17 protein-coding genes are annotated in these 19,835 nt (G+C 57.3%); 5 read left to right on the plus strand and 12 right to left on the minus strand.

The annotated features are described in order from the left end of the window. Nucleotides 1-108 precede the first annotated feature (108 nt). On the minus strand, nt 109-2,067 hold the full coding sequence (gene acs, locus P349_RS02985; RefSeq protein WP_032650613.1) for an acetate--CoA ligase: 1,959 nt from the start codon (nt 2,065-2,067) through the stop codon (nt 109-111). Nucleotides 2,068-2,489: 422 nt separating this feature from the next. On the opposite strand from acs, the gene gltP reads away from it, so the two are divergent. Continuing rightward, nucleotides 2,490-3,803 carry a glutamate/aspartate:proton symporter GltP gene (gene gltP, locus P349_RS02980; protein ID WP_024906735.1) on the plus strand — a complete coding sequence of 438 codons (1,314 nt, stop codon included), beginning with the start codon at nt 2,490-2,492 and terminating at the stop codon, nt 3,801-3,803. Nucleotides 3,804-3,883: 80 nt separating this feature from the next. Here the strand turns inward: gltP and P349_RS02975 are convergent, their stop codons facing one another. From P349_RS02975 to fdhF, 3 genes are all read right to left on the minus strand, one after another. Then, on the minus strand, nt 3,884-4,558 hold the full coding sequence (locus P349_RS02975; protein WP_032650614.1) for a tetratricopeptide repeat protein: 675 nt from the start codon (nt 4,556-4,558) through the stop codon (nt 3,884-3,886). 121 nt (nt 4,559-4,679) lie between these two features. Continuing rightward, on the minus strand, nt 4,680-4,832 hold the full coding sequence (locus tag P349_RS02970; protein ID WP_032650616.1) for a Hok/Gef family protein: 153 nt from the start codon (nt 4,830-4,832) through the stop codon (nt 4,680-4,682). Nucleotides 4,833-5,153: 321 nt separating this feature from the next. Next, the gene (gene fdhF / locus P349_RS02965; protein ID WP_081758227.1) at nt 5,154-7,301 is read right to left on the minus strand and encodes a formate dehydrogenase subunit alpha; all 2,148 of its coding nucleotides are present in this window, start codon (nt 7,299-7,301) and stop codon (nt 5,154-5,156) included. Between the two features lie 256 nt (nt 7,302-7,557). Between fdhF and P349_RS02955 the strand changes: the two genes are divergently transcribed. Beyond that, nucleotides 7,558-8,289, plus strand: coding sequence for a response regulator (locus P349_RS02955; protein ID WP_024906738.1), 732 nt, complete (start codon nt 7,558-7,560; stop codon nt 8,287-8,289). 3 nt (nt 8,290-8,292) lie between these two features. Here the strand turns inward: P349_RS02955 and lpxO are convergent, their stop codons facing one another. From lpxO to P349_RS02920, 7 genes are all read right to left on the minus strand, one after another. Then, on the minus strand, nt 8,293-9,201 hold the full coding sequence (gene lpxO, locus P349_RS02950) for a lipid A hydroxylase LpxO (RefSeq protein ID WP_032650618.1): 909 nt from the start codon (nt 9,199-9,201) through the stop codon (nt 8,293-8,295). A gap of 143 nt (nt 9,202-9,344) precedes the next feature. Continuing rightward, nucleotides 9,345-10,349, minus strand: coding sequence for a carbohydrate kinase family protein (locus P349_RS02945; RefSeq protein ID WP_032650620.1), 1,005 nt, complete (start codon nt 10,347-10,349; stop codon nt 9,345-9,347). Further along, nucleotides 10,349-11,209, minus strand: coding sequence for a ketose 1,6-bisphosphate aldolase (locus P349_RS02940; RefSeq protein WP_032650623.1), 861 nt, complete (start codon nt 11,207-11,209; stop codon nt 10,349-10,351). Before P349_RS02940 ends, P349_RS02945 begins: the two co-directional genes overlap by 1 nt. 10 nt (nt 11,210-11,219) lie before the next feature. Next, nucleotides 11,220-11,906 (minus strand): D-lyxose/D-mannose isomerase, encoded by a 687-nt coding sequence (locus tag P349_RS02935; protein WP_032650626.1) that lies wholly within the window; start codon nt 11,904-11,906, stop codon nt 11,220-11,222. Nucleotides 11,907-11,956: 50 nt separating this feature from the next. Continuing rightward, the gene (locus P349_RS02930) at nt 11,957-12,898 is read right to left on the minus strand and encodes an ABC transporter substrate-binding protein (protein ID WP_021242935.1); all 942 of its coding nucleotides are present in this window, start codon (nt 12,896-12,898) and stop codon (nt 11,957-11,959) included. 32 nt (nt 12,899-12,930) lie between these two features. Continuing rightward, nucleotides 12,931-13,926: an ABC transporter permease subunit gene (locus P349_RS02925; RefSeq protein WP_032650629.1), complete on the minus strand. Its 996-nt coding sequence runs from the start codon at nt 13,924-13,926 to the stop codon at nt 12,931-12,933. Nucleotides 13,927-13,928: 2 nt separating this feature from the next. After that, entirely contained in the window at nt 13,929-15,443 is a 1,515-nt protein-coding gene (locus P349_RS02920; RefSeq protein WP_032650631.1) for a sugar ABC transporter ATP-binding protein, read from the minus strand. A 125-nt stretch (nt 15,444-15,568) separates the two neighbouring features. On the opposite strand from P349_RS02920, the gene P349_RS02915 reads away from it, so the two are divergent. From P349_RS02915 to yjdP, 3 genes are all read left to right on the plus strand, one after another. Further along, on the plus strand, nt 15,569-17,845 hold the full coding sequence (locus P349_RS02915) for an ATP-binding protein (RefSeq protein ID WP_032650633.1): 2,277 nt from the start codon (nt 15,569-15,571) through the stop codon (nt 17,843-17,845). Nucleotides 17,846-17,966: 121 nt separating this feature from the next. Further along, nucleotides 17,967-18,593 (plus strand): GNAT family N-acetyltransferase, encoded by a 627-nt coding sequence (locus tag P349_RS02910; RefSeq protein WP_032650635.1) that lies wholly within the window; start codon nt 17,967-17,969, stop codon nt 18,591-18,593. Nucleotides 18,594-18,668: 75 nt separating this feature from the next. Beyond that, nucleotides 18,669-18,992, plus strand: a complete 324-nt coding sequence (gene yjdP / locus P349_RS02905) for a DDRRRQL repeat protein YjdP (RefSeq protein WP_032650638.1) — start codon at nt 18,669-18,671, stop codon at nt 18,990-18,992. An 82-nt stretch (nt 18,993-19,074) separates the two neighbouring features. Here yjdP and phnP read toward each other — a convergent pair whose 3' ends face one another. After that, nucleotides 19,075-19,833: a phosphonate metabolism protein PhnP gene (gene phnP / locus P349_RS02900; RefSeq protein WP_032650639.1), complete on the minus strand. Its 759-nt coding sequence runs from the start codon at nt 19,831-19,833 to the stop codon at nt 19,075-19,077. Nucleotides 19,834-19,835: the final 2 nt, after the last annotated feature.

The raw sequence follows: 19,835 nt of genomic DNA on the forward strand, positions 1-19,835 counted from the left end.
AGGTTGGTTTGTTTTATCCCCTCTCCCCTATGGGGAGAGGGTGAGGGGAGGAAGGTGCGGTCTGATGCCCTCACCCCGGCCCTCTCCCACGGGGAGAGGGAGAAAAGATTACGATGGCATTGCGATGGCCTGCTTCTCTTCGAGCAGTTTTTCCACCACGCCAGGATCCGCGAGCGTTGAGGTATCACCGAGGTTGCTGGTGTCCCCTGCCGCGATTTTGCGCAAGATACGACGCATAATTTTGCCGGAGCGGGTTTTCGGCAGCGAATCGGTCCAGTGCAGCACGTCCGGCGTTGCCAGCGGGCCAATCTCTTTACGCACCCAGTTGCGCACCTCAGCGTAGAGCTCTGGCGACGGCTCTTCCCCGTGGTTCAGGGTGACATAGGCGTAAATCGCCTGGCCTTTGATGTTGTGCGGAATACCGACAACGGCGGCTTCGGCAATCTTCGGATGCGACACCAGCGCTGATTCAATCTCCGCGGTGCCCAGACGGTGGCCGGAGACGTTAAGCACGTCGTCCACGCGCCCGGTTATCCAGTAATAGCCATCTTCGTCACGACGCGCGCCGTCGCCGCTGAAGTACATGTTTTTAAAGGTCGAGAAGTAAGTCTGCTCGAAGCGATCGTGATCGCCGAACAGGGTACGCGCCTGACCCGGCCAGGAGTCTGTGATCACCAGGTTGCCTTCGGTGGCGCCTTCCAGTGGGTTGCCTTCATTATCCACCAGCGCAGGCTGCACGCCGAAGAACGGACGGGTCGCGGAACCGGCCTTCAGTTGCGTGGCGCCCGGCATCGGGGTGATCATAAAGCCGCCGGTTTCGGTCTGCCACCAGGTGTCCATCACCGGGCATTTCTCGTTGCCGATTTTCTTCCAGTACCACTCCCAGGCTTCCGGGTTAATGGGCTCGCCCACGGAACCGAGGATGCGCAATGAAGAGCGGTCGGTGCCTTCGATGGCTTTGTCGCCTTCCGCCATTAATGCGCGGATCGCCGTTGGCGCGGTGTAGAGAATATTGACCTGGTGCTTATCGACCACCTGGCACATACGCGCCGGGGTCGGCCAGTTGGGTACGCCCTCAAACATCAGCGTTGTTGCGCCACAGGCCAGCGGGCCGTACAGCAGGTAGCTGTGTCCGGTGACCCAGCCCACGTCGGCGGTACACCAGTAGATGTCGCCCGGATGGTAGTCGAAGACGTATTTGAAGGTGGTGGCCGCATAGACCAGATAGCCGCCGGTGGTGTGCAGTACGCCTTTTGGCTTACCGGTGGAGCCGGAGGTATAAAGAATGAACAGCGGATCTTCTGCGTTCATCTCTTCCGGCTGATGCTGGTCGCTCGCTTTTTCAATCAGGTCGCTCCACCACAGGTCGCGACCTTCGTTCCAGTCGATCTTGCCGCCGGTACGCTTAAGGACGATGACGTTGCTGACCGTTTTGACGTTCGGGTTTTTCAACGCTTCGTCGACGTTTTTCTTCAGAGGGATACCGCGTCCGGCGCGCACGCCTTCATCGGCGGTGATCACCAGTTTTGAACTTGAATCGACAATACGACCCGCAACCGCCTCTGGCGAGAACCCACCAAAAATCACTGAGTGAATCGCACCGATGCGCGCGCAGGCCAGCATGGCCACCGCCGCTTCCGGCACCATCGGCATATAGATAGCGACCACGTCGCCTTTTTGAATGCCTTTTTCCAGCAGAACGTTGGCGAAGCGGCATACGTCACGGTGCAGTTCTTTATAGGTAATATGTTTGCTCTGCGAGGCATCATCGCCTTCCCAGATAATCGCCGTCTCATTCCCGCGCTCGGCAAGGTGACGATCAAGGCAGTTCGCCGCCAGGTTCAGGGTGCCATCTTCATACCATTTAATGGAGACATTGCCGGGCGCAAAGGAGGTGTTCTTCACCTTCTGATAAGGTTTGATCCAGTCAAGGATATGGCCCTGCTCACCCCAGAAGGTGTCCGGGGCGGTGATAGATTGCTGATATTTCTCGTGGTACTGCTCCGGGGTGATCAGGCAACGGTCCGCAATATTTGCGGGAATGTCATGTTTGTGGATTTGGCTCATGGCTTTTTTTCTCCTTGTAAGATGTTAATAATATGTCGCAAAAACGTTAATTGTAGGGGCTTTACAAGCTTTGTTTAGTATTTGGGCTACAGATCACGCATTGTTTGAAGAGTATGAAAAATGAGCGAATGAAACTTTGAAGGAAAATAATTTATGCTGACGATTATTCACATTTATGTTTAAAAAAGCGTTTTTATAACAAAAGGTTATTTATAAGAAGTAGAACAAACTCCCGTCATCGTCGCTTTTGTGAGTGAAACGCGTCGTTCTTTAAGGCTTGCGCAACAGGTCGCGCAAATGATACTCATACGCCGCGTTAAAAAATCCCATAAACCAACGCAACACAATTCATACCCTTTCAGTATGTCTCCATATTCATGCAGTTTGCGTGAATAAGGCGCTCATTGAGGAAGTCAGTTTCTATGAAAAACGTTAAAGTCAGCCTTGCCTGGCAGATCTTAATCGCCCTTGTGCTGGGCATCTTGCTGGGCAGTTACCTTCACTATCACAGCGACAGCCGCGAATGGCTGATTGCGAACCTGCTCTCTCCGGCAGGGGATATCTTTATTCATCTGATCAAGATGATTGTGGTACCGATTGTGATCTCAACGCTGGTGGTCGGTATTGCAGGCGTCGGCGATGCGAAGCAGTTAGGTCGTATTGGTGCGAAAACCATTATCTATTTCGAAGTGATCACTACGGTGGCGATCATTCTCGGTATCACCCTGGCGAACGTGTTCCAGCCGGGTTCCGGGATTGATATGTCGCAGCTGGCTACGGTGGATATTTCGAAATACCAAAGTACGACCGCTGACGTGCAGAGCCACGCGCACGGCCTGATGGGCACGATCCTGTCGCTGGTGCCGACCAACATCGTGGCGTCGATGGCGAAGGGCGAGATGCTGCCGATTATCTTCTTCTCGGTGCTGTTTGGTCTGGGGCTCTCTTCTCTGCCGGCGACGCACCGTGAGCCGCTGGTCACCGTGTTCCGCTCTATCTCCGAAACCATGTTTAAAGTGACCCACATGGTGATGCGCTACGCGCCGGTAGGGGTGTTCGCGCTTATTGCCGTCACCGTGGCGAACTTCGGTTTTGCCTCCCTGTGGCCGCTGGCGAAGCTGGTGATCCTGGTGCACTTCGCCATCCTGTTCTTCGCGCTGGTGGTCCTGGGGATCGTGGCACGTCTGTGCGGGCTGAGCATCTGGATCCTGATTCGTATCCTGAAAGATGAGCTGATTCTGGCCTACTCCACGGCAAGCTCTGAGAGCGTGCTGCCGCGTATTATTGAGAAGATGGAAGCCTACGGCGCGCCAGCGTCGATCACCAGCTTCGTGGTGCCGACCGGTTACTCCTTTAACCTGGACGGCTCAACGCTGTACCAGAGTATCGCCGCTATCTTTATTGCGCAGCTGTACGGCATTGACCTGTCGCTGTGGCAGGAGATCGTACTGGTACTGACGCTGATGGTGACGTCCAAAGGTATTGCAGGCGTTCCGGGCGTTTCGTTCGTGGTGCTGCTGGCAACGCTTGGCAGTGTCGGTATTCCGCTCGAAGGCCTGGCCTTTATTGCGGGTGTGGACCGTATCCTCGACATGGCGCGTACGGCGCTGAACGTGGTGGGCAATGCCCTGGCGGTGCTGGTTATCGCCAAGTGGGAGCACAAATTCGACCGCAAAAAAGCGCTGGCGTATGAACGCGAAGTGCTGGGTCGTTTTGATAAGACGGCTGACCAGTAACATCCTAAGCCCGGTGGCGCTGCGCTTACCGGGCCTACGGGTTTTGTAGGCCGGGTAAGGCGAAGCCGCCACCCGGCACTTTACTCCCCGCTTAACGCATCAAACTCTTCGCATCCCGTATCAAACCCTTCAGTGCAGCTCAGGTTCAACCAGTACAGTGCTTTCTGCTTATTTGGCGTGATAAAGCCTTTCTCACCCTGCCTGAACAACATCCCCGCCCAGTACTCGGCGTAGCCCGTACGCGAAAGGGCTGAACTCCGCTTGAACCACGAGGCGGCCTGCACGTCATCCTGCGCCACCTCTACGCCGTTGGCATAAATCAGCCCCAGCAGCAGCTGCGCATCGACCGCAGAGTCACTGTCGATATCTTCGGTTGCCGTTTGCAGCAGTCTGATGGCCTGGGGATAGTCAGTTTTCCCCGCCTGAGTATTCACCAGAATGCGCGCCAGCATGATCGCGCCGCGTTTGCTGCCAGCAATGTTTGCCTGTTGCGCCAGGGCTTTGGCCTGTGCGTAATCGCCCTGCGTAAAAAGGATTTGCGAGAGCAGCGCCATGGCGTCGACATCGCCACCTTTCGCGGCTTTCTCGGCCCACAGCGCGGCCTGCTTGCTGTCGCCGGAGCTGAAGTACGTATCGGCAAGATAATACTGGGCACGCGCATCGCCGGCTTCCGCCTGCTTCTGATACTGGCTGCCTATCTCATCCGCGCGGGCGAAGGACGTTAAAAACACTAACAACAGAAAAATGGCTTTCATGGATTCTTATCATCTGGGTACACGCCGCGCAGTATAATCGCGGGCGCAAAAGAAAAAAATGGGTGCATTAAGACCTCAGCATCCTACAAGCCGGGCGGAACCGTTGTTCCGCCCGCAGAGGTTAGCCTGGGTTGCAGGCTAATTTAGCCGCCACCTCCTGATGCTCACTCTTTATTGAAAACTCGCAGAGCCTACCGCGAGTAATAAAGGTAAAGATCACTATCGTCAGGCAAATAATAAAGACGATGCCTAACGCAGTTTTTAATGGCGTCATGCCTTTTACTCCTTGTCAAAAAAAGAATAAGAGGCTACTCTCAACTTGTCGGAGTTGAGGGAGTAGCCTCGGGTAAATGAAAATTTCCCGGGGCTTTCTACTTTCTGTCCCTCAACAATGCTCAAGACAGAAAGTCTTAAGCACCCGCCGCACATCTTATCCCTCTGAATTAAAATGCAAAGATGTAATTCCTTTTCGCGAAAATTACATTATTTCTGAGAACCGCTTTCCAGAATAATAATTGATATTATTGATAAGCCAACCGGAAATAAAAAGGGAGTGAATATTTCACTCCCTTTATTCATCGATGAATTAACGGCTTCAACCCATTGCGCTTTCGCGCAGCCGGGCTTTCAGCTTGTTATATTCGTCGATCACGTACTGTTCCGCCGCGTGCTGATCCGCAATCGGCTCAACGTTAACGGCGCAGTATTTATACTCCGGCGTTTTGGTTATCGGACTTAAGTTCTCTGTTACCAGCTCGTTGCAGGCACCAATCCACCACTGGTAGGTCATATAGACCGCCCCTTTGTTTGGACGATCGCTGACCTGCGCTCGGGTGATGATCCGCCCTTTGCGCGAGTTCACCCACACCAGCGCGTCGTCCTCAATACCAAGGCGCTGCGCGTCGGCGGTATTGATTTGCGCATAGCCCGGTTCGTCCGCCAGCGCCGCCAGCGCGGCGCAGTTACCGGTCATCGAACGACAGGAGTAGTGCCCCACCTCACGTACGGTGGAGAGCACCATCGGATACTCGTCAGTGAGTTTATCGATCGGCGCGACCCAGTCGCAGGTGAAGAACTGCGCCAGCCCATTCGGGGTGTCGAACTTCTCTTTAAAGAGGTACGACGTCCCCTGGTCGGTCTCTGACTCATCGCGGCACGGCCACTGGATATACCCCAGCTCACCCATTTTTTCATAGGTTGCCCCGTAGAAGTCCGGACACAGGCTGCGCAACTCGTCCCAGATCTCCTGGGTGTTGTTGTAGTGCATCGGGTAGCCCATGCGGGTGGCGATTTCGCTGATGATCTGCCAGTCCGTTTTCAGGTCCCACTTCGGCTCGACCGCCTTAAAGAAGCGCTGGAAGCCGCGGTCTGCCGCCGTGTAGACGCCTTCATGTTCGCCCCAGGAGGTCGACGGTAAAATCACATCCGCCGCCGCCGCGGTTTTGGTCATGAAGATATCCTGGACAATCACCAGCTCCAGATCCTCGAACCCTTTGCGCACCGCAGACAGCTCAGCGTCGGTCTGGAGCGGATCTTCACCCATGATGTAGGCCGCACGCACTTCGCCATGCGCCGCGCGGTGCGGCAGCTCGCTGATGCGGTACCCGGTGTGTTCCGGCAGGCTTTCCACGCCCCAGGCTTTCGCGAATTTGGCGCGGTTCTCCGGGAACTTCACGTATTGATAGCCAGGATAAGTATCCGGCAGCGCGCCCATATCGCAGGCGCCCTGCACGTTATTCTGACCGCGCACCGGGTTCACACCAACGTGGGCTTTACCCAGATTACCGGTCAGCATCGCGAGGCTGGTCAGAGAGCGCACGGTCTCCACACCCTGGTAGAACTGGGTCACGCCCATACCCCAGAGGATGGCGGCGGTTTTTGCCCCGGCATACATTCGTGCCGCCTGGCGGATCGCCTGCGCGCTGACGCCGGTGATCGCTTCAACCGACTCCGGCGTATAGCCTTCGACTATTTTCTTATACTCTTCAAAGCCTTCCGTACGGGTCGCGACAAACGCCTGGTCGTACAGGTTTTCCTCAATGATGACGTGCCCCATTGCGTTCAGCAGCGCGATGTTCGAGCCGTTTTTCAACGCGATGTGCATATCCGCAATGCGCGCGGTTTCAATTTTGCGCGGATCGCAGACGATGATTTTTGCCCCATTCTGTTTAGCGCGAATAACATGGTTCGCGACGATAGGGTGAGAATCCGCCGGGTTATAACCAAAGATGAAGACGAGATCGGTATTATCTATCTCGTTGATGGCATTGCTCATTGCGCCGTTACCGACCGACTGGTGCAGACCTGCAACCGATGGGCCGTGTCAGACGCGAGCGCAGCAGTCGACGTTATTGGTACCAATAACGGCGCGCGCGAATTTTTGCATCACATAGTTGGTTTCATTTCCCGTACCGCGGGAAGATCCGGTGGTCTGAATCGCATCCGGGCCATATTTGGCCTTGATGGCGCTCAGGCGCGTGGCGACGTAATCCAGCGCCTCGTTCCAGGAGACGGCTTCCAGCTTGCCGCCGCGCTCGCGGCGGATCATAGGGGTTTTCAGGCGCGGGGTGAGGATTTGGGTATCGTTAATAAAATCCCAGCCGTAGTAACCTTTCAGGCATAGCGTGCCCTGGTTGGTTTTCCCCTGTGCGGCCTCTGCCCGGACGATTTTGCCGTTATCGACCACCAGGTGGATCTTGCAACCTGAGGCACAATAAGGGCAAACCGTGACGACTTTTTTCATCAGTCTGCTCCAGTTAATCGAATCATTCGCACCCACTATGCAGCTTCTATGCCATGTTTTTCGTATGGGTATACCCTGACTTTACGACCCCTTCGCGGTGAAAACCCTGACAAAAAACAGCCAATCGTCAAAATTGACGTGTCGACAAGGCAGTGGATGTGACATGGGTTGAATTTCCGTCACTGAAAAAACCATTTGACTGGAGCCGACGGCAGAATGGTTCAGACTTAACATAATCCCCTGACGGAAGCATACGATGAAACCGGCGATTCTGGTGGTTGATGACGATACGGCAGTCTGCGAACTGCTTCAGGACGTGCTGAGCGAGCACGTCTTTAGCGTGCTTGTCTGCCATAACGGCCAGGATGCACTGCGGCAGGTGCAGCAGGAGCCGAATATCGCGCTTGTGCTGCTGGACATGATGCTGCCGGATATCAACGGCCTGCAGGTTCTGCTGCAGCTGCAAAAGCAGCGACCGGCGCTACCGGTTGTGATGTTAACCGGGCTGGGCAGTGAGTCAGACGTGGTGGTGGGGCTGGAGATGGGGGCCGACGATTATATTGGCAAACCATTCAACCCGCGCGTGGTGGTCGCCCGCGTGAAAGCGGTATTGCGCCGTACCGGCGTGCTTGCTGCGGAATCCCCTGCAGCGCCCGTCGCGGGCATTGCGTTTAACGGATGGACGCTTGATACCACCCGCTGTGAGCTGAGCGATCCGCAGCGTAATCCCGTCCCGTTAACCCAGGGCGAGTACGGCCTGCTGCTGGCGCTCACGCAAAATGCCCGTCGGGTGCTGAGCCGTGACCGGCTGCTTGAGCTGACCCACAGCGAAAGCGCCGACGTGTTCGATCGCACGATTGACGTGCTGATCATGCGCCTGCGCCGGAAAATAGAGGCTAACCCGCATCAGCCTGCGCTCATCAAAACGATACGCGGGCTGGGTTACGTGTTTGCCACCGATGTGAGCCGGCCCGAACAGGCGGCATAAGGCTTACGTTATCGCCGGAACAATGATGGCGGCAAAAATCGTGATGATGCACAGATACTTGAGGGCGTAATAGGCCTTACGGTTTCTTTTTTTCAGACGCTGCCCCCGCTCGCGACCCGCATGAACGTATTTAAAGATGCGGTTAATGCCGCCAGTGCTGTCATTCTCGTCATTCGGTGAGCTGGCTGCAGACATTAGCGTGGTTCCCACCCAATGGTTAACCGCCTGCGCCCAGCGCCATTTCATCGGACGCTCAATATCGCAGAAGAGAATAATGCGCGTTTGATCCGTTTTATTCTCTGCCCAGTGGACGTAGGTCTCATCAAAAATAACGGCTTCACCATCCCGCCAGCTGTGACGCTGCCTGTCGACTTCAATAAAGCAGCGATCGTCATTCGGTGTGAATAAGCCCAGATGGTAACGAACCGAGCCCGCGTACGGGTCCCGGTGCTTGCCAAGCTTCGCCCCCGCCGGCAGCTCGGCAAACATGGCCGCCTTCACCGAGGGGATTTCACTTACCAGCCGGGTCGTCACCGGGCATAAAGACTGTGCGGAGGGATGGGCATCGGCATACCACTTCAGATAAAAACGTTTCCAGCCGCGTTTAAAAAAGGTGTTAAAGCCAGCGTCGTTATTATTTTCCGCCGCCTTAATATGATGCTGCAAACGCAGCGCCTCTTCGCGAATAACCAGCCAGTTTTCCGTCAGCTTATTTAGCTCCGGGAAGCGTTCTGTTTCAAAGAAAGGCTGCCTGGCGGGCAGGGAAGAAAACGCCGTCATAAACATATTGATGGGGGCCATGAACGTCGAATGGTCGAAGAGCTGACGAGAAAGCGTCTGTTTTTCTTTGCCACGTGAATGCGCATAAATAACGCTAATAATGAAAATACCGATGATGATGGCTGCGAACATTTTTCCCTTGTCCTCTTTCTATCTCATTTCGGAAAAGCGTGCGGACAGAGTGCTGCCCACGCCGAATATGCCAGATGGAGAGAGTGTAGTTCGGGGATGTAAAATTCATAGAACTGTAATGAAATATCGCAATTATTGTTAAATTAAACGCTCTCGCGAATAAACGCCTGCAGCTCGGCCAGCGTTTTTGCGCCGTCAATCGCGTTGGCGGCCAGCAGGCTTGCCCGCGCGCAGGCGTGCGCCAGATAAATACTCTCTGTCAGCGGCAGCGATTCATGGCAACCGTATAAAAACCCCGCGCAAAACGCATCGCCCGCGCCGACGCTGCCGATAATCTCTTTCTGCTCCAGTAACCATGACGGGATCCAGCGACCTTGCTCACCCGGCGCTTCCCCCCATGCCCCTTCCGGACAGTGGATCACAACCCGCTGACGAACGCCTGCTGCCAGCAGCTGTGCGGCGGCTTCAGCAATATGGGCTGTGTTCAGCGCATCGCTGCCGTCGCGCATCTCCAGCCCGCTAAACTCCCCGGCTTCCAGCTCGTTAATGACCAGATAATCAAGATGGCGCAGGGCAGGGAGCACCAGCGGCTGGTAGCGCGGGTCGCCCTTGCGGGACACCAGATCGAGCGACGTTTCATACCCCTGGTCGCGCATTTGCGCCAGCAGCCGCGCGCTGCGGGTGCCGAATTCGTCATCGGGCATATCCAGGCTGTCGAGCAGCAGCAGGTAGCCGAGATGGAAGATCTTCATCGATCCGTCTAAGCGATCGAAGGCGGGAAGATCCAGCAGGCGGTTGGCGCCCGGCGAGTGGAAAAAGGTGCGCTGTCCGCTGGGATCGGTCATCACCTGCGACATGGAGGTTGGCGCAAAGGTGGTGCGCTGTACGCGCTGGCGGTTGACGTGGTACTGGTCGAGCATCGCCAGAATGTAGTCCCCGTCGCCGTCTTCGCCAATCAATCCCACCGCCTGCAGCGGCAGGCCTGCGTGCATTTTCGCCAGCGTCAGCAGGACGTTGAGCGGCGCGCCACCGGTTGAGCGTTCGCTGTGGGTGATTTCCGCCAGCCAGCCGCGCTCCGGCCACTGCACGATCTGGTGGACGTGGTCCACCAGCATATTGCCTGCGGCGATGATGCCTTTGCGTTCCATTATGCCTGCCCCGCGCTGCCGAAGATGCGCATCTGTTCGGCGACCGTATCGGTTATCGCCTCTTCTATCCCCAGCAGCAGCTCGGCAAATTCATCATACAGCGGCTGGCGCTTTGCCATGCGCTGCTCAACGGCGGCGAGCGCGGCCTGCGACATGCCGGTATAGAAATTGATTTTATGAATGCCCAGCTCAATCGCGCGACGGAAGTCGGCATCGCTAATCCCGGAGCCGCCGTGTAAAACCAGCGGCAGCCCCGTCTGCTGACGGATGGCGTCCAGGCGGGGGAAATCGAGTTTCGGCTCGCCCTTGTATTTGCCGTGCGCGTTGCCGATAGCCACCGCCAGCGCGTCAATGCCGGTTGAATCGACAAATTCGCGCGCCAGCTGCGGGTCGGTAAAGAAAGCTTCATCCGCATGCCCGTACAGCGCGCCGCCTTCATCGCCCCCAACCGCGCCCAGCTCCGCCTCCACCGAGACGCCCACCGCGTGGCACATCTTCACCACTTCCCGCGTCTGGCGAATGTTTTCCTCGTAGCTCAGCGTAGAGCCGTCGAACATCACCGAGCTGAACCCTAAGCGCAGGGCGCGCACCACCGCCTCGAAATGCAGGCCGTGGTCGAGATTGAGCACCACGGGAATGTCGTGACGGGCGGCCTCGAACTTCACCGCTTCGACAAGCGAATCCAGCGACACGTACTTAAAGTGCACTTCGGCGATGTTGATGATAAACGGCGAGCGCTCCTGCTTTGCGGCGGCGAACAGCGCGCGCAGGAAGTGGGAGTCGAGCACGTTAAACGCGCCCAGCGCGTAGCGATGTTTCCGGGCGTGCGCAAGACCGTCGGCAAGAGAAATCAATGGCATCATTCACCCCTTATATCCGAAACAGGTTGTACTCGTTGCACAGCACCAGCAGCGCCGGTTCGTCTTCTTCGATGTTGTTATAGCGGGCAACGGGCTGCAAAAAGTGGTTGTCGTGCTCGTCGTCGTTTATTGAGGACACTTCCCCGACCAGCACGTCGCCGAAGCCGCGTTCGCCCCAGAAGCTGTGATAAAGACCGGGCGTCAGGCAGATGCTTTCCCCTGGCGTGAGGCGCAGCTGGCTGCCGGGGGCGTGGGTTTGACGGCAGCCGTCGACGGTGACCGTCACGTCGGTGTTTTCCGTCTCTTCATGCGCCCCGGCATTCCACAATTCTACAATCAGATTCCCGCCGCCCCGGTTGATGATGTCTTCTCGTTTACGCCAGTGAAAATGCATCGGCGTCACCTGGCCGTCCCGCACGTGCATGATTTTTTCGGCATAGCCTTTTTCATATGGCACCCCGTTGGGCGAGCCGTTGCGCAGGGTAAACAGCGTCAGGCCCTGTGCGGCAAAGCTGTTGCCGCCGAACGCCGTCACGTCCCAGCCGAGCTTGAGGTCGAACACTTCCTGCCACGCGGCCTGGTCAAGCTGCTGCCATTTCGTTGGCGGAAAGCTGGCAAACGGCGGGAGATGCACGTCGTGCATGGAGAAAAACTGCCGCGTGTGGCCGAGGATTTCATTGATGTCGGAGCGTTTCATGGGGACTCCTTGAAAACAGTTCCCTCTCCCTGCGGGAGAGGGAAAAAGGATCATTTAACCGTCCACCCCTTATACGTGCCGACGTTCTTTTTATCGATCATCGTCACCGGGATCAGCACGGGCGCTTTCGGCGCAGGCTTGCCCTGGAGAATGTCATAGCCGATCTCCACCGCTTTTGCCGCCATCACCTGCGGATCCTGCGCCGGGGTTGCCACAAACAACGAGTTTTCACGCTTCAGCGCTTCCTCACCGTCCGGTGAACCATCCACGCCGACGATAAAGAACTCATTGCGCTGCGCCTGCTTCGCGGCCAGATCGGCGCCGATCGCCGTCGGATCGTTAATCGCAAACACGCCGTCGATCTTCGGATTGGCCGCCAGCAGGGAGGTCATGACTTCCAGACCGCCTTCACGACTGCCTTTGGCGTTCTGGTTATCCGAGAGCACCTTGATATCCGGGTGTTTTTTGAACTCCGTCTGACAACCTTCCACGCGGTTTTGCACCGCAGAGACCGGTGGTCCGTTGATGATCACCACGTTGCCTTTGCCTTTCAGGCGGTCGGTAATGTACTTACAGGCCATTTCGCCCGCCTGGGTGTTATCGGAGGTGATGGTGGCATCAGCCCCTTCCGCCGCCACGTCAACCGCCACGACCACGATCCCGGCGTCCTTCGCACGCTTCACCGCTGGGCCGATCCCTTTGGAGTCCGCGGCGTTGAGGATGATCATGTCTACCTTCGCGGCAATAAAGTTGTCGATCTGCGCCACCTGCTGGCCCAGATCGTACCCGCTGGAGACCAGCGTCACCTTGACGTTATCCCCCGCCAGCTTGCGCGCTTCCAGCTCGGCACCTTTGGTGATCTGCACGAAGAACGGGTTGGCCAGGTCGCCCACCGTCACGCCAATGGACTTCAGATCTTTTGCCTGCGCAAACGGCGTTGCGGCAAGCAGCGCGCCAGCACAGAGCGCGGTCACTAACGGTTTCAAACGCATATGGTTTTCCTCGAAGCTGTAGGGTGTTGTTGTTATGCACTTTGATGGTGTCGGGTACGGTATTTGTCGATCAGCACCGCTATGATGATCACCGCCCCTTTGATCACCAGCTGCCAGAAGTAGGAGACGCCCATCAGCGTCATGCCGTTGTTGAGGGTAGCGATGATCAATGCGCCGACCAGCGTGCCGGTGATCGTGCCGATCCCGCCGACGAAGCTGGTGCCGCCAAGGATCACCGCCGCAATCGCATCCAGCTCGTAGCCTGTGCCGAGGTTACCGTTGGCGCTGTAGAGGCGCGAGGCGCTCATGACGCCGCCAAGGCCGGAGAGCAGGCCGCTCATACCGTAGACAAACAGCAGCACCAGCCAGACCTTAATGCCCGTTAAGCGCGCCGCCTGCATGTTGCCGCCCACGGCGTAGATATGAACGCCGAGCGTGGTGCGGCGCAGGATGAACCAGCAGATAGCGATGACCGCGAGGGCGATCACCACCAGCCACGGAATCGGGCCGAGATAGTTATTGCCGATCCACTCAAAGTTGATGTTGGAGTTAATGACCGTCGTGCCGTCGGCCAGCAGATACGCCGCACCGCGCAGCGCCGTATAGGTGCCGAGCGTCACGATGAAGGGCGGCAGTCCGGCGAAAGCCACCAGCGCGCCGTTGAACAGGCCCAGCACCATGCCGAGCATCAGCGCGGCCGGAATGGACAGCCCGGCGAATTCGGGAATGAGCGACACCACCATCGCCGCCACCGCCGTGGTGCCGAGAATCGACCCCACCGAGAGGTCAATCCCGCCGGTTAAAATGATGAAGGTCATTCCCGCCGCCAGCACGATGTTGATCGACGCCTGACGGGTAATGTTGAGCAGGTTGCTCTCGGTAAAGAAGTTCGGGGCAATAAAGCCAAATACCGCCACAATCAGGATCAGAATCGGCAAAATACCGACCGTTTGCATCAGATCGCTCATCAGCATTTTTTTTGCGGAGGCGGATTTCGCCACCTGCTGCGGACTGGTTGAATGTGTCATGGTTACACCGCCTGATGATGAGTGTCGTTCACGCCGGTTGCCAGCGTCATGATGTTTTCCTGAGAGATGTCTCGCCCGTGGAGCTCGCCCGCAATGCTGCCTTCGCGCATCACGTACACCCGGTCGCTCATCCCCACCACTTCCGGCAGCTCGCTGGAGATCATCAAAATCGCCACCCCTTTGCGTGCCATCTGGTTCATGATGCGGTAGATCTCGCTTTTCGCGCCGACGTCCACGCCGCGCGTGGGTTCGTCCAGAATCAGAATGCGCGGACCGATGGCCACCCAGCGGGAGATCAGCAGCTTTTGCTGGTTGCCGCCCGAGAGCCCGCCCGCGCGCACCTGCGAATGCGGCACGCGGATGTTGAGCAGGGCAATGGCATCATCGGAAATCGACTGGGCTTTTTTACGGTTTAGCATGCCGAAGGTGGCATCGCGTTCCAGCGTCGCCATGGTGATGTTCTCCTGCGCCGCCAGCTCCAGAAACAGCCCCTGCTCCTTGCGATTTTCGGTGAGAAAACCGATGCCGTTTTCGATGGCCGCACGCGGGGAGTGGATCACCACCGGCTCGCCGTCGACCTCAATCATGCCGCCCGTGGCTTTACGTACGCCGAAGATAAGCTGCGCCAGCTCGGACCGTCCGGCCCCGACCAGCCCCGCCAGCCCGACGATTTCGCCGGAACGCACCTGTAAACTGCACGGCTGTACTTTTTTACCGTCGGTGAGGTGGTGGACGTTGAGGCGCGGGCTGCCGAGGGGGATATCACGCTCTTTGTTGAACAGGTCGCTTAACGGGCGGCCCACCATCATGCGCACCAGCGCAGAGGCATTCAGCTTGTCGCGCGTCAGGCTGCCGACGTACTGCCCGTCACGCAGAACGCTGACGCGGTCAGAGAGTTCATACACTTCCGCCATGCGGTGGCTGATATAGATGATTGCCATTCCTTCATCGCGCAGGCGCAAAATCAGTTCAAACAGGCGATGCGTTTCCCGCGAGGAGAGGGCGGCGGTGGGTTCATCCATCACCAGAATGCGGCTATTGCGGTGCAGCGCGCGGGCGATCTCCACCTGCTGCTGCTCGGCGATGGTCAGCTTCATCACCAGGTCGGTGGCGCTGAACTGCGCGCCGAGACGGTCAATCACCGCCTGCGCCTGGGCGGCCATCTCTTTGCGCTGCACCATCCCGCCGCGCGACAGCTCGCTGCCGAGGAAGATATTTTCGGCAACGGTCAGATTGGGCGCGAGCTGCATCTCCTGATAAATCAGGGTGATGCCCGCGGCCAGTGCATCTTTCGGCCCTTTAATATGAAACGGCTGGCCGTCGATCAGGATCTCGCCGCTGGTGGCGGTATAGGCTCCGGCGAGGATTTTCATCAGCGTACTTTTTCCCGCGCCGTTTTCCCCCATCAGCGCGTGGATCTCACCGGGGAAAACCGTCAAATCCACACCCTTGAGCGCGTGGAAACTGCCAAACGTTTTGGCAATGCTGCGCATCTCTAATACCGGGGTTCTGCTCATGGCGGATCTCCTGTGAATGCCGATTTCTGCACTTCATCACAGGTGCGTAAATGCAAAATGTCAGAAGCTGTTCATATTTGTCATAGTTATGAATAGCTAATGTGGATCACAGTTACGGAGTCAACATGTCTTCACGCCCCCCGTTTTTCGCCAGCGCCCGCGGACGCCTGCTGATTTTCAATCTGCTGGTGGTCGCCGTGACGCTGATGGTGAGCGGCGTGGCGGTACTCGGCTTTCGTCACGCGAGCCAGATCCAGGAGCAGGTTCAGCAGCAAACGCTGGATGACATGACCGGCAGCATGAACCTGGCCCGCGATACCGCCAACGTGGCGACGGCGGCGGTGCGGCTCTCGCAGGTCGTCGGGGCGCTGGAGTACAAAGGCGAAGCCGAGCGCCTGAAGCAGACGCAAATGGCGCTGCGCCATTCGCTGGAGCAGCTTGCCGATGCGCCGCTGGCGCAGCAGGAGCCGGCGCTGGTGGCGCGCATTATTCAGCGAAGCAATGAGCTCCAGCAGAGCGTGACGGAGATGCTTGAGCGCGGGCAGCGACGCCATCTGGAACGTAACGCGCTGCTCAGCTCGCTATATCAAAGCCAGAGCTACCTGCGTCATCTGCAGAACATCAACCGCCGCTATGGCAGCAATGTTCCGGATGCGCAGCAGCTGATGGAGATGGATCGGCTGATCGCTGCTGCCATCGACACCCCTTCGCCGCGCGCGACCGTTCATCAACTGGACGCAGTGGCCGCAACGCTGCCCCGAAATGCCGTACAGCCGGTCGTGAAGGAGGTTCTGCCTGATTTTAATGCCGAGCTAGGCAAACTCGCCCCGCTATCGAAGCAGCTGGAAGAGAGCGATCTGGCGATAAGCTGGTATATGTTCCACATCAAGGCGCTGGTGGCGATCCTCAACAGCGACATCAATCAGTACGTCGGGCAGGTGGCGCAGGCCTCCCGGCTTCGTACTGACCAGAGTCATCACGAGCTGCAATCCATCAGCGTGTTTATCAGCATCTTCGCCGTCCTGGCGCTGATCATCACCGGGTGCGCCTGCTGGTATATCTACCGCAATCTGGCCTCTAACCTGACGGCCATTTCCCGGGCGATGTCGCGCCTTGCTCACGGCGAACAGGATGTTTCCGTTCCCGCCCTCCAGCGGCGCGATGAGCTGGGTGAACTGGCGCGCGCGTTTAACGTTTTTGCCCGCAATACCGCCTCGCTTGAGCACACCACGCGTCTGCTGAAAGAAAAAACCACGCAGATGGAGATCGACCGCGTCGAGCGTCAGGGGCTGGAAGAGGCGCTGCTACATAGCCAGAAGATGAAGGCGGTCGGACAGCTGACCGGCGGGCTGGCGCATGATTTTAATAACCTGCTGGCGGTGATCATCGGCAGTCTTGAGCTGACCGACCCCGAATCAAAAGACGCGCCGCGCATTACCCGGGCGCTGAAGGCGGCCGAGCGTGGCGCCTTACTGACCCAGCGCCTGCTGGCGTTTTCCCGCAAGCAATCCCTGACGCCACATGCGGTAGAGATGCTGCCGCTGCTGGAGAACCTCCGGGAACTGATGCGCCACTCCTTGCCCGCCACCCTGACCCTGGAGATTGAAGCGCAATCGCCGGCCTGGCCCGCGTGGATAGACGTCAGCCAGCTTGAAAACGCCATCATCAACCTGGTGATGAACGCCCGCGATGCGATGGAGGGGCAAAGCGGGGTGATTAAAATTCGCACCTGGAATCAGCGCGTCACCCGCAGCGACGGTCGCAGGCAGGATATGGTAGCGCTGGAAGTCATTGACCGCGGCAGCGGCATGTCGCAGGAGGTGAAATCCCGGGTCTTTGAACCGTTCTTCACCACCAAGCAGACCGGAAGCGGGAGCGGGTTAGGCCTGTCGATGGTCTATGGCTTTGTGCGCCAGTCCGGTGGGCGCGTGGAGATTGAAAGCGCGCCGGGACAGGGGACGACTGTCCGGCTTCATCTCCCGCGATCTGTGCTGCCCGCCGCTGCAGATGATGAAGCGCTGTCAGCCACCGCCTCCGTCGAGAGCGAGCGCCTGGTTCTGGTGCTGGAGGATGAAGCGGATGTCCGTCAGACCCTGTGCGAGCAGCTGCATCAGCTCGGCTATCTGACGCTGGAAGCGGACAACGGCGAGCAGGCGCTGAGCATGCTGGCGGCGTCACCGGATATTGGCATGTTTATCAGCGACCTGATGTTGCCCGGCAGCCTCAGCGGAGCCGAGGTGATAAACCATGTGCGTAATCATTATCCGCAGCTTCCGGTGCTGCTGATCAGCGGCCAGGATTTACGACCCACGCATAATCCTCAGCTGCCGGACGTTCCGTTACTGCGTAAGCCGTTTACGCGGGTGCAGTTGGCGCAGGCGCTGCGGAAAGTCTGTTTATAAGAAGTGATATTTAGGAATTCATCAAGAGCGTGAGTAAACCGGGTGATGCTAACCTGCGCAAAATTTGGCAGATTGGGATATAAAGGGAACTATGCCGGTACTTACAAAAGGGGACTCACAAATGATTGTGATGCCTACAACTTACAGCCCAAAAACCGTAGCAAGGTCATTCAAGCTCGTTGATGAGTTTGAGCTTTCCGGGCGAGTGCTACATGTTATTTTTGATAGCCAGACGCCAAGAGCTGCGATTATTGAAGCGGATATCGAAACCTTCGATGGGGTGCCCCGGCATCGGGTTGTTGCTGCCCTGGATTTACAACGTAAAACGCATTTAGGTGAAGATATCATTGCTGTCGAGCGCTGTTGGGAAGATGCCAGCGTTATTCAGGTAGAAGGTATCTGCGTTGATCCCGCCGAGCGTGACAAGGGACTGGCAACTCGTCTGTATGAAGCCCTGGTATTACAGTGTGGCGTGACGCTTGTCAGCGACTTTGAACAATATGAGGGTGGGAAGATGCTCTGGCAGAAAATTGCCCGCGAGTCTGACCAAATCGCCGTATTTGTTCTCGATACCGAGCAGGGAGCATTTTGGCCGTATGATGGTAGCAAGGTTATCTATGACGGAGGGTGTATCCCCGAAGATCGTATCTGGAGCCATTCGCCGGATCAAAAATGCTATGGCATCGTCCTGGTCGCAGAAAATAAACAGCGTGCGAATCAGCTGATGGAAGACCCTGGGCACAACTGAATTTGAGATTCCTCCGCTACCCCCGTTCCCTGCCGTTCATTATCGTAAGGTCAGTTCACCTGCGAGTCTGGCCTTATGAAACGTTACTCAACTGCTCTGTTATTCGGTCTGCTGTCACTCACCAGCCAACTGGCTCATGCCGATATTGTTGATGATGCTATTGGCAACATTCAGCAGGCGATCAACGATGCCTATAATCCCAGCAGCAGTCGCAGCAGCAGCGATGACGATCGTTATGACCGCAGCCGTCAAATCGACAGCAGACAGTACGACGATCGTCGTCGACAGCTTGAGGACAGACGACGCCGTTTAGACGAGCGCCAGCGACAGTTGGATGACGATCGCCGTCGGTTAGAAGAGGATGAGCGCAGGTTAGAGGACGATTACGACCGAGGCTAAAGCCCGGTGGCGCTTCGCTTACGCGGGCCTACAAAACCCTGGATCGTAGGCCGGGTAAGGCGCAGCCGCCACCCGGCAAAACTCAGTCGAGTACCAATACAATCCCGTCATACCCCGCTTCAATGCCGTCGGGCAGCGGATTATCCATCATCCACACGTCAAACTGATGGCTGATGTGGGTCAGGATCACCTGCGGGCAGCCAATCGCCTCGTTTAGCGCCATCACGGTATTTAAGTCGCAATGGTTTCGCGGCGTCTCGTCGCGCGGTTCATGGCTGCAGTCGATAATCATCGCCTGCGGCTGATTGTTGAGCAGGAACTTCACCGTTTTTTCCGGCAGCCCGGCGGTGTCGGAAAGCCAGGCTACGCGGCTGTGGGCCGACTCCAGCAAATACCCGAAGGTCAGTTTTGAATGGTTGAGCGGCAGCGGCGTGACCCGCATTCCCTGAAGCTCAAACATCACAAACGGTTCGACCGTGTGGCTGAAATCCAGAATACCCGGATGTTTAAACAGGTCGTCGCATCCTGCTTCGTCCGGCGGACCGTAAACCGGAATCGTCGCGCCAACGCCCCAGCGCAGGGGAAAGAGACCCTGAACGTGATCCATATGGTAGTGCGTGAGCAAAAACTGCTGGAAGCTGCCTGCGGGCCAGTCGTCCATCAGGTGCGGAATGCCCGCGTCCAGCAGCGTCACCGCATCGTTGAATTTGACCACCGCGCTACAGGGGCGACGGCGATAGGTCTCCTGCAGGCGCGCCCGGCGACACGCCGCGCAGTCGCAGCCAAAGACCGGCACCAGCTGGGCGCCGCCCGTTCCCGTCAACGTGATTGTCAGACTCATAA

The organism is Enterobacter sp. DC4 (assembly GCF_000568095.1).
Lineage (GTDB): Bacteria > Pseudomonadota > Gammaproteobacteria > Enterobacterales > Enterobacteriaceae > Enterobacter > Enterobacter pseudoroggenkampii.

Coding starts and splice junctions, on each gene's coding strand:
- acs (WP_032650613.1), bottom strand. CDS start 2,067: ATGAGCCAAATCCACAAACATGACATTCCCGCAAATATTGCGGACCGT.
- gltP (WP_024906735.1), top strand. CDS start 2,490: ATGAAAAACGTTAAAGTCAGCCTTGCCTGGCAGATCTTAATCGCCCTT.
- P349_RS02975 (WP_032650614.1), bottom strand. CDS start 4,558: ATGAAAGCCATTTTTCTGTTGTTAGTGTTTTTAACGTCCTTCGCCCGC.
- P349_RS02970 (WP_032650616.1), bottom strand. CDS start 4,832: ATGACGCCATTAAAAACTGCGTTAGGCATCGTCTTTATTATTTGCCTG.
- P349_RS02955 (WP_024906738.1), top strand. CDS start 7,558: ATGAAACCGGCGATTCTGGTGGTTGATGACGATACGGCAGTCTGCGAA.
- lpxO (WP_032650618.1), bottom strand. CDS start 9,201: ATGTTCGCAGCCATCATCATCGGTATTTTCATTATTAGCGTTATTTAT.
- P349_RS02945 (WP_032650620.1), bottom strand. CDS start 10,349: ATGGAACGCAAAGGCATCATCGCCGCAGGCAATATGCTGGTGGACCAC.
- P349_RS02940 (WP_032650623.1), bottom strand. CDS start 11,209: ATGCCATTGATTTCTCTTGCCGACGGTCTTGCGCACGCCCGGAAACAT.
- P349_RS02935 (WP_032650626.1), bottom strand. CDS start 11,906: ATGAAACGCTCCGACATCAATGAAATCCTCGGCCACACGCGGCAGTTT.
- P349_RS02930 (WP_021242935.1), bottom strand. CDS start 12,898: ATGCGTTTGAAACCGTTAGTGACCGCGCTCTGTGCTGGCGCGCTGCTT.
- P349_RS02925 (WP_032650629.1), bottom strand. CDS start 13,926: ATGACACATTCAACCAGTCCGCAGCAGGTGGCGAAATCCGCCTCCGCA.
- P349_RS02920 (WP_032650631.1), bottom strand. CDS start 15,443: ATGAGCAGAACCCCGGTATTAGAGATGCGCAGCATTGCCAAAACGTTT.
- P349_RS02915 (WP_032650633.1), top strand. CDS start 15,569: ATGTCTTCACGCCCCCCGTTTTTCGCCAGCGCCCGCGGACGCCTGCTG.
- P349_RS02910 (WP_032650635.1), top strand. CDS start 17,967: ATGATTGTGATGCCTACAACTTACAGCCCAAAAACCGTAGCAAGGTCA.
- yjdP (WP_032650638.1), top strand. CDS start 18,669: ATGAAACGTTACTCAACTGCTCTGTTATTCGGTCTGCTGTCACTCACC.
- phnP (WP_032650639.1), bottom strand. CDS start 19,833: ATGAGTCTGACAATCACGTTGACGGGAACGGGCGGCGCCCAGCTGGTG.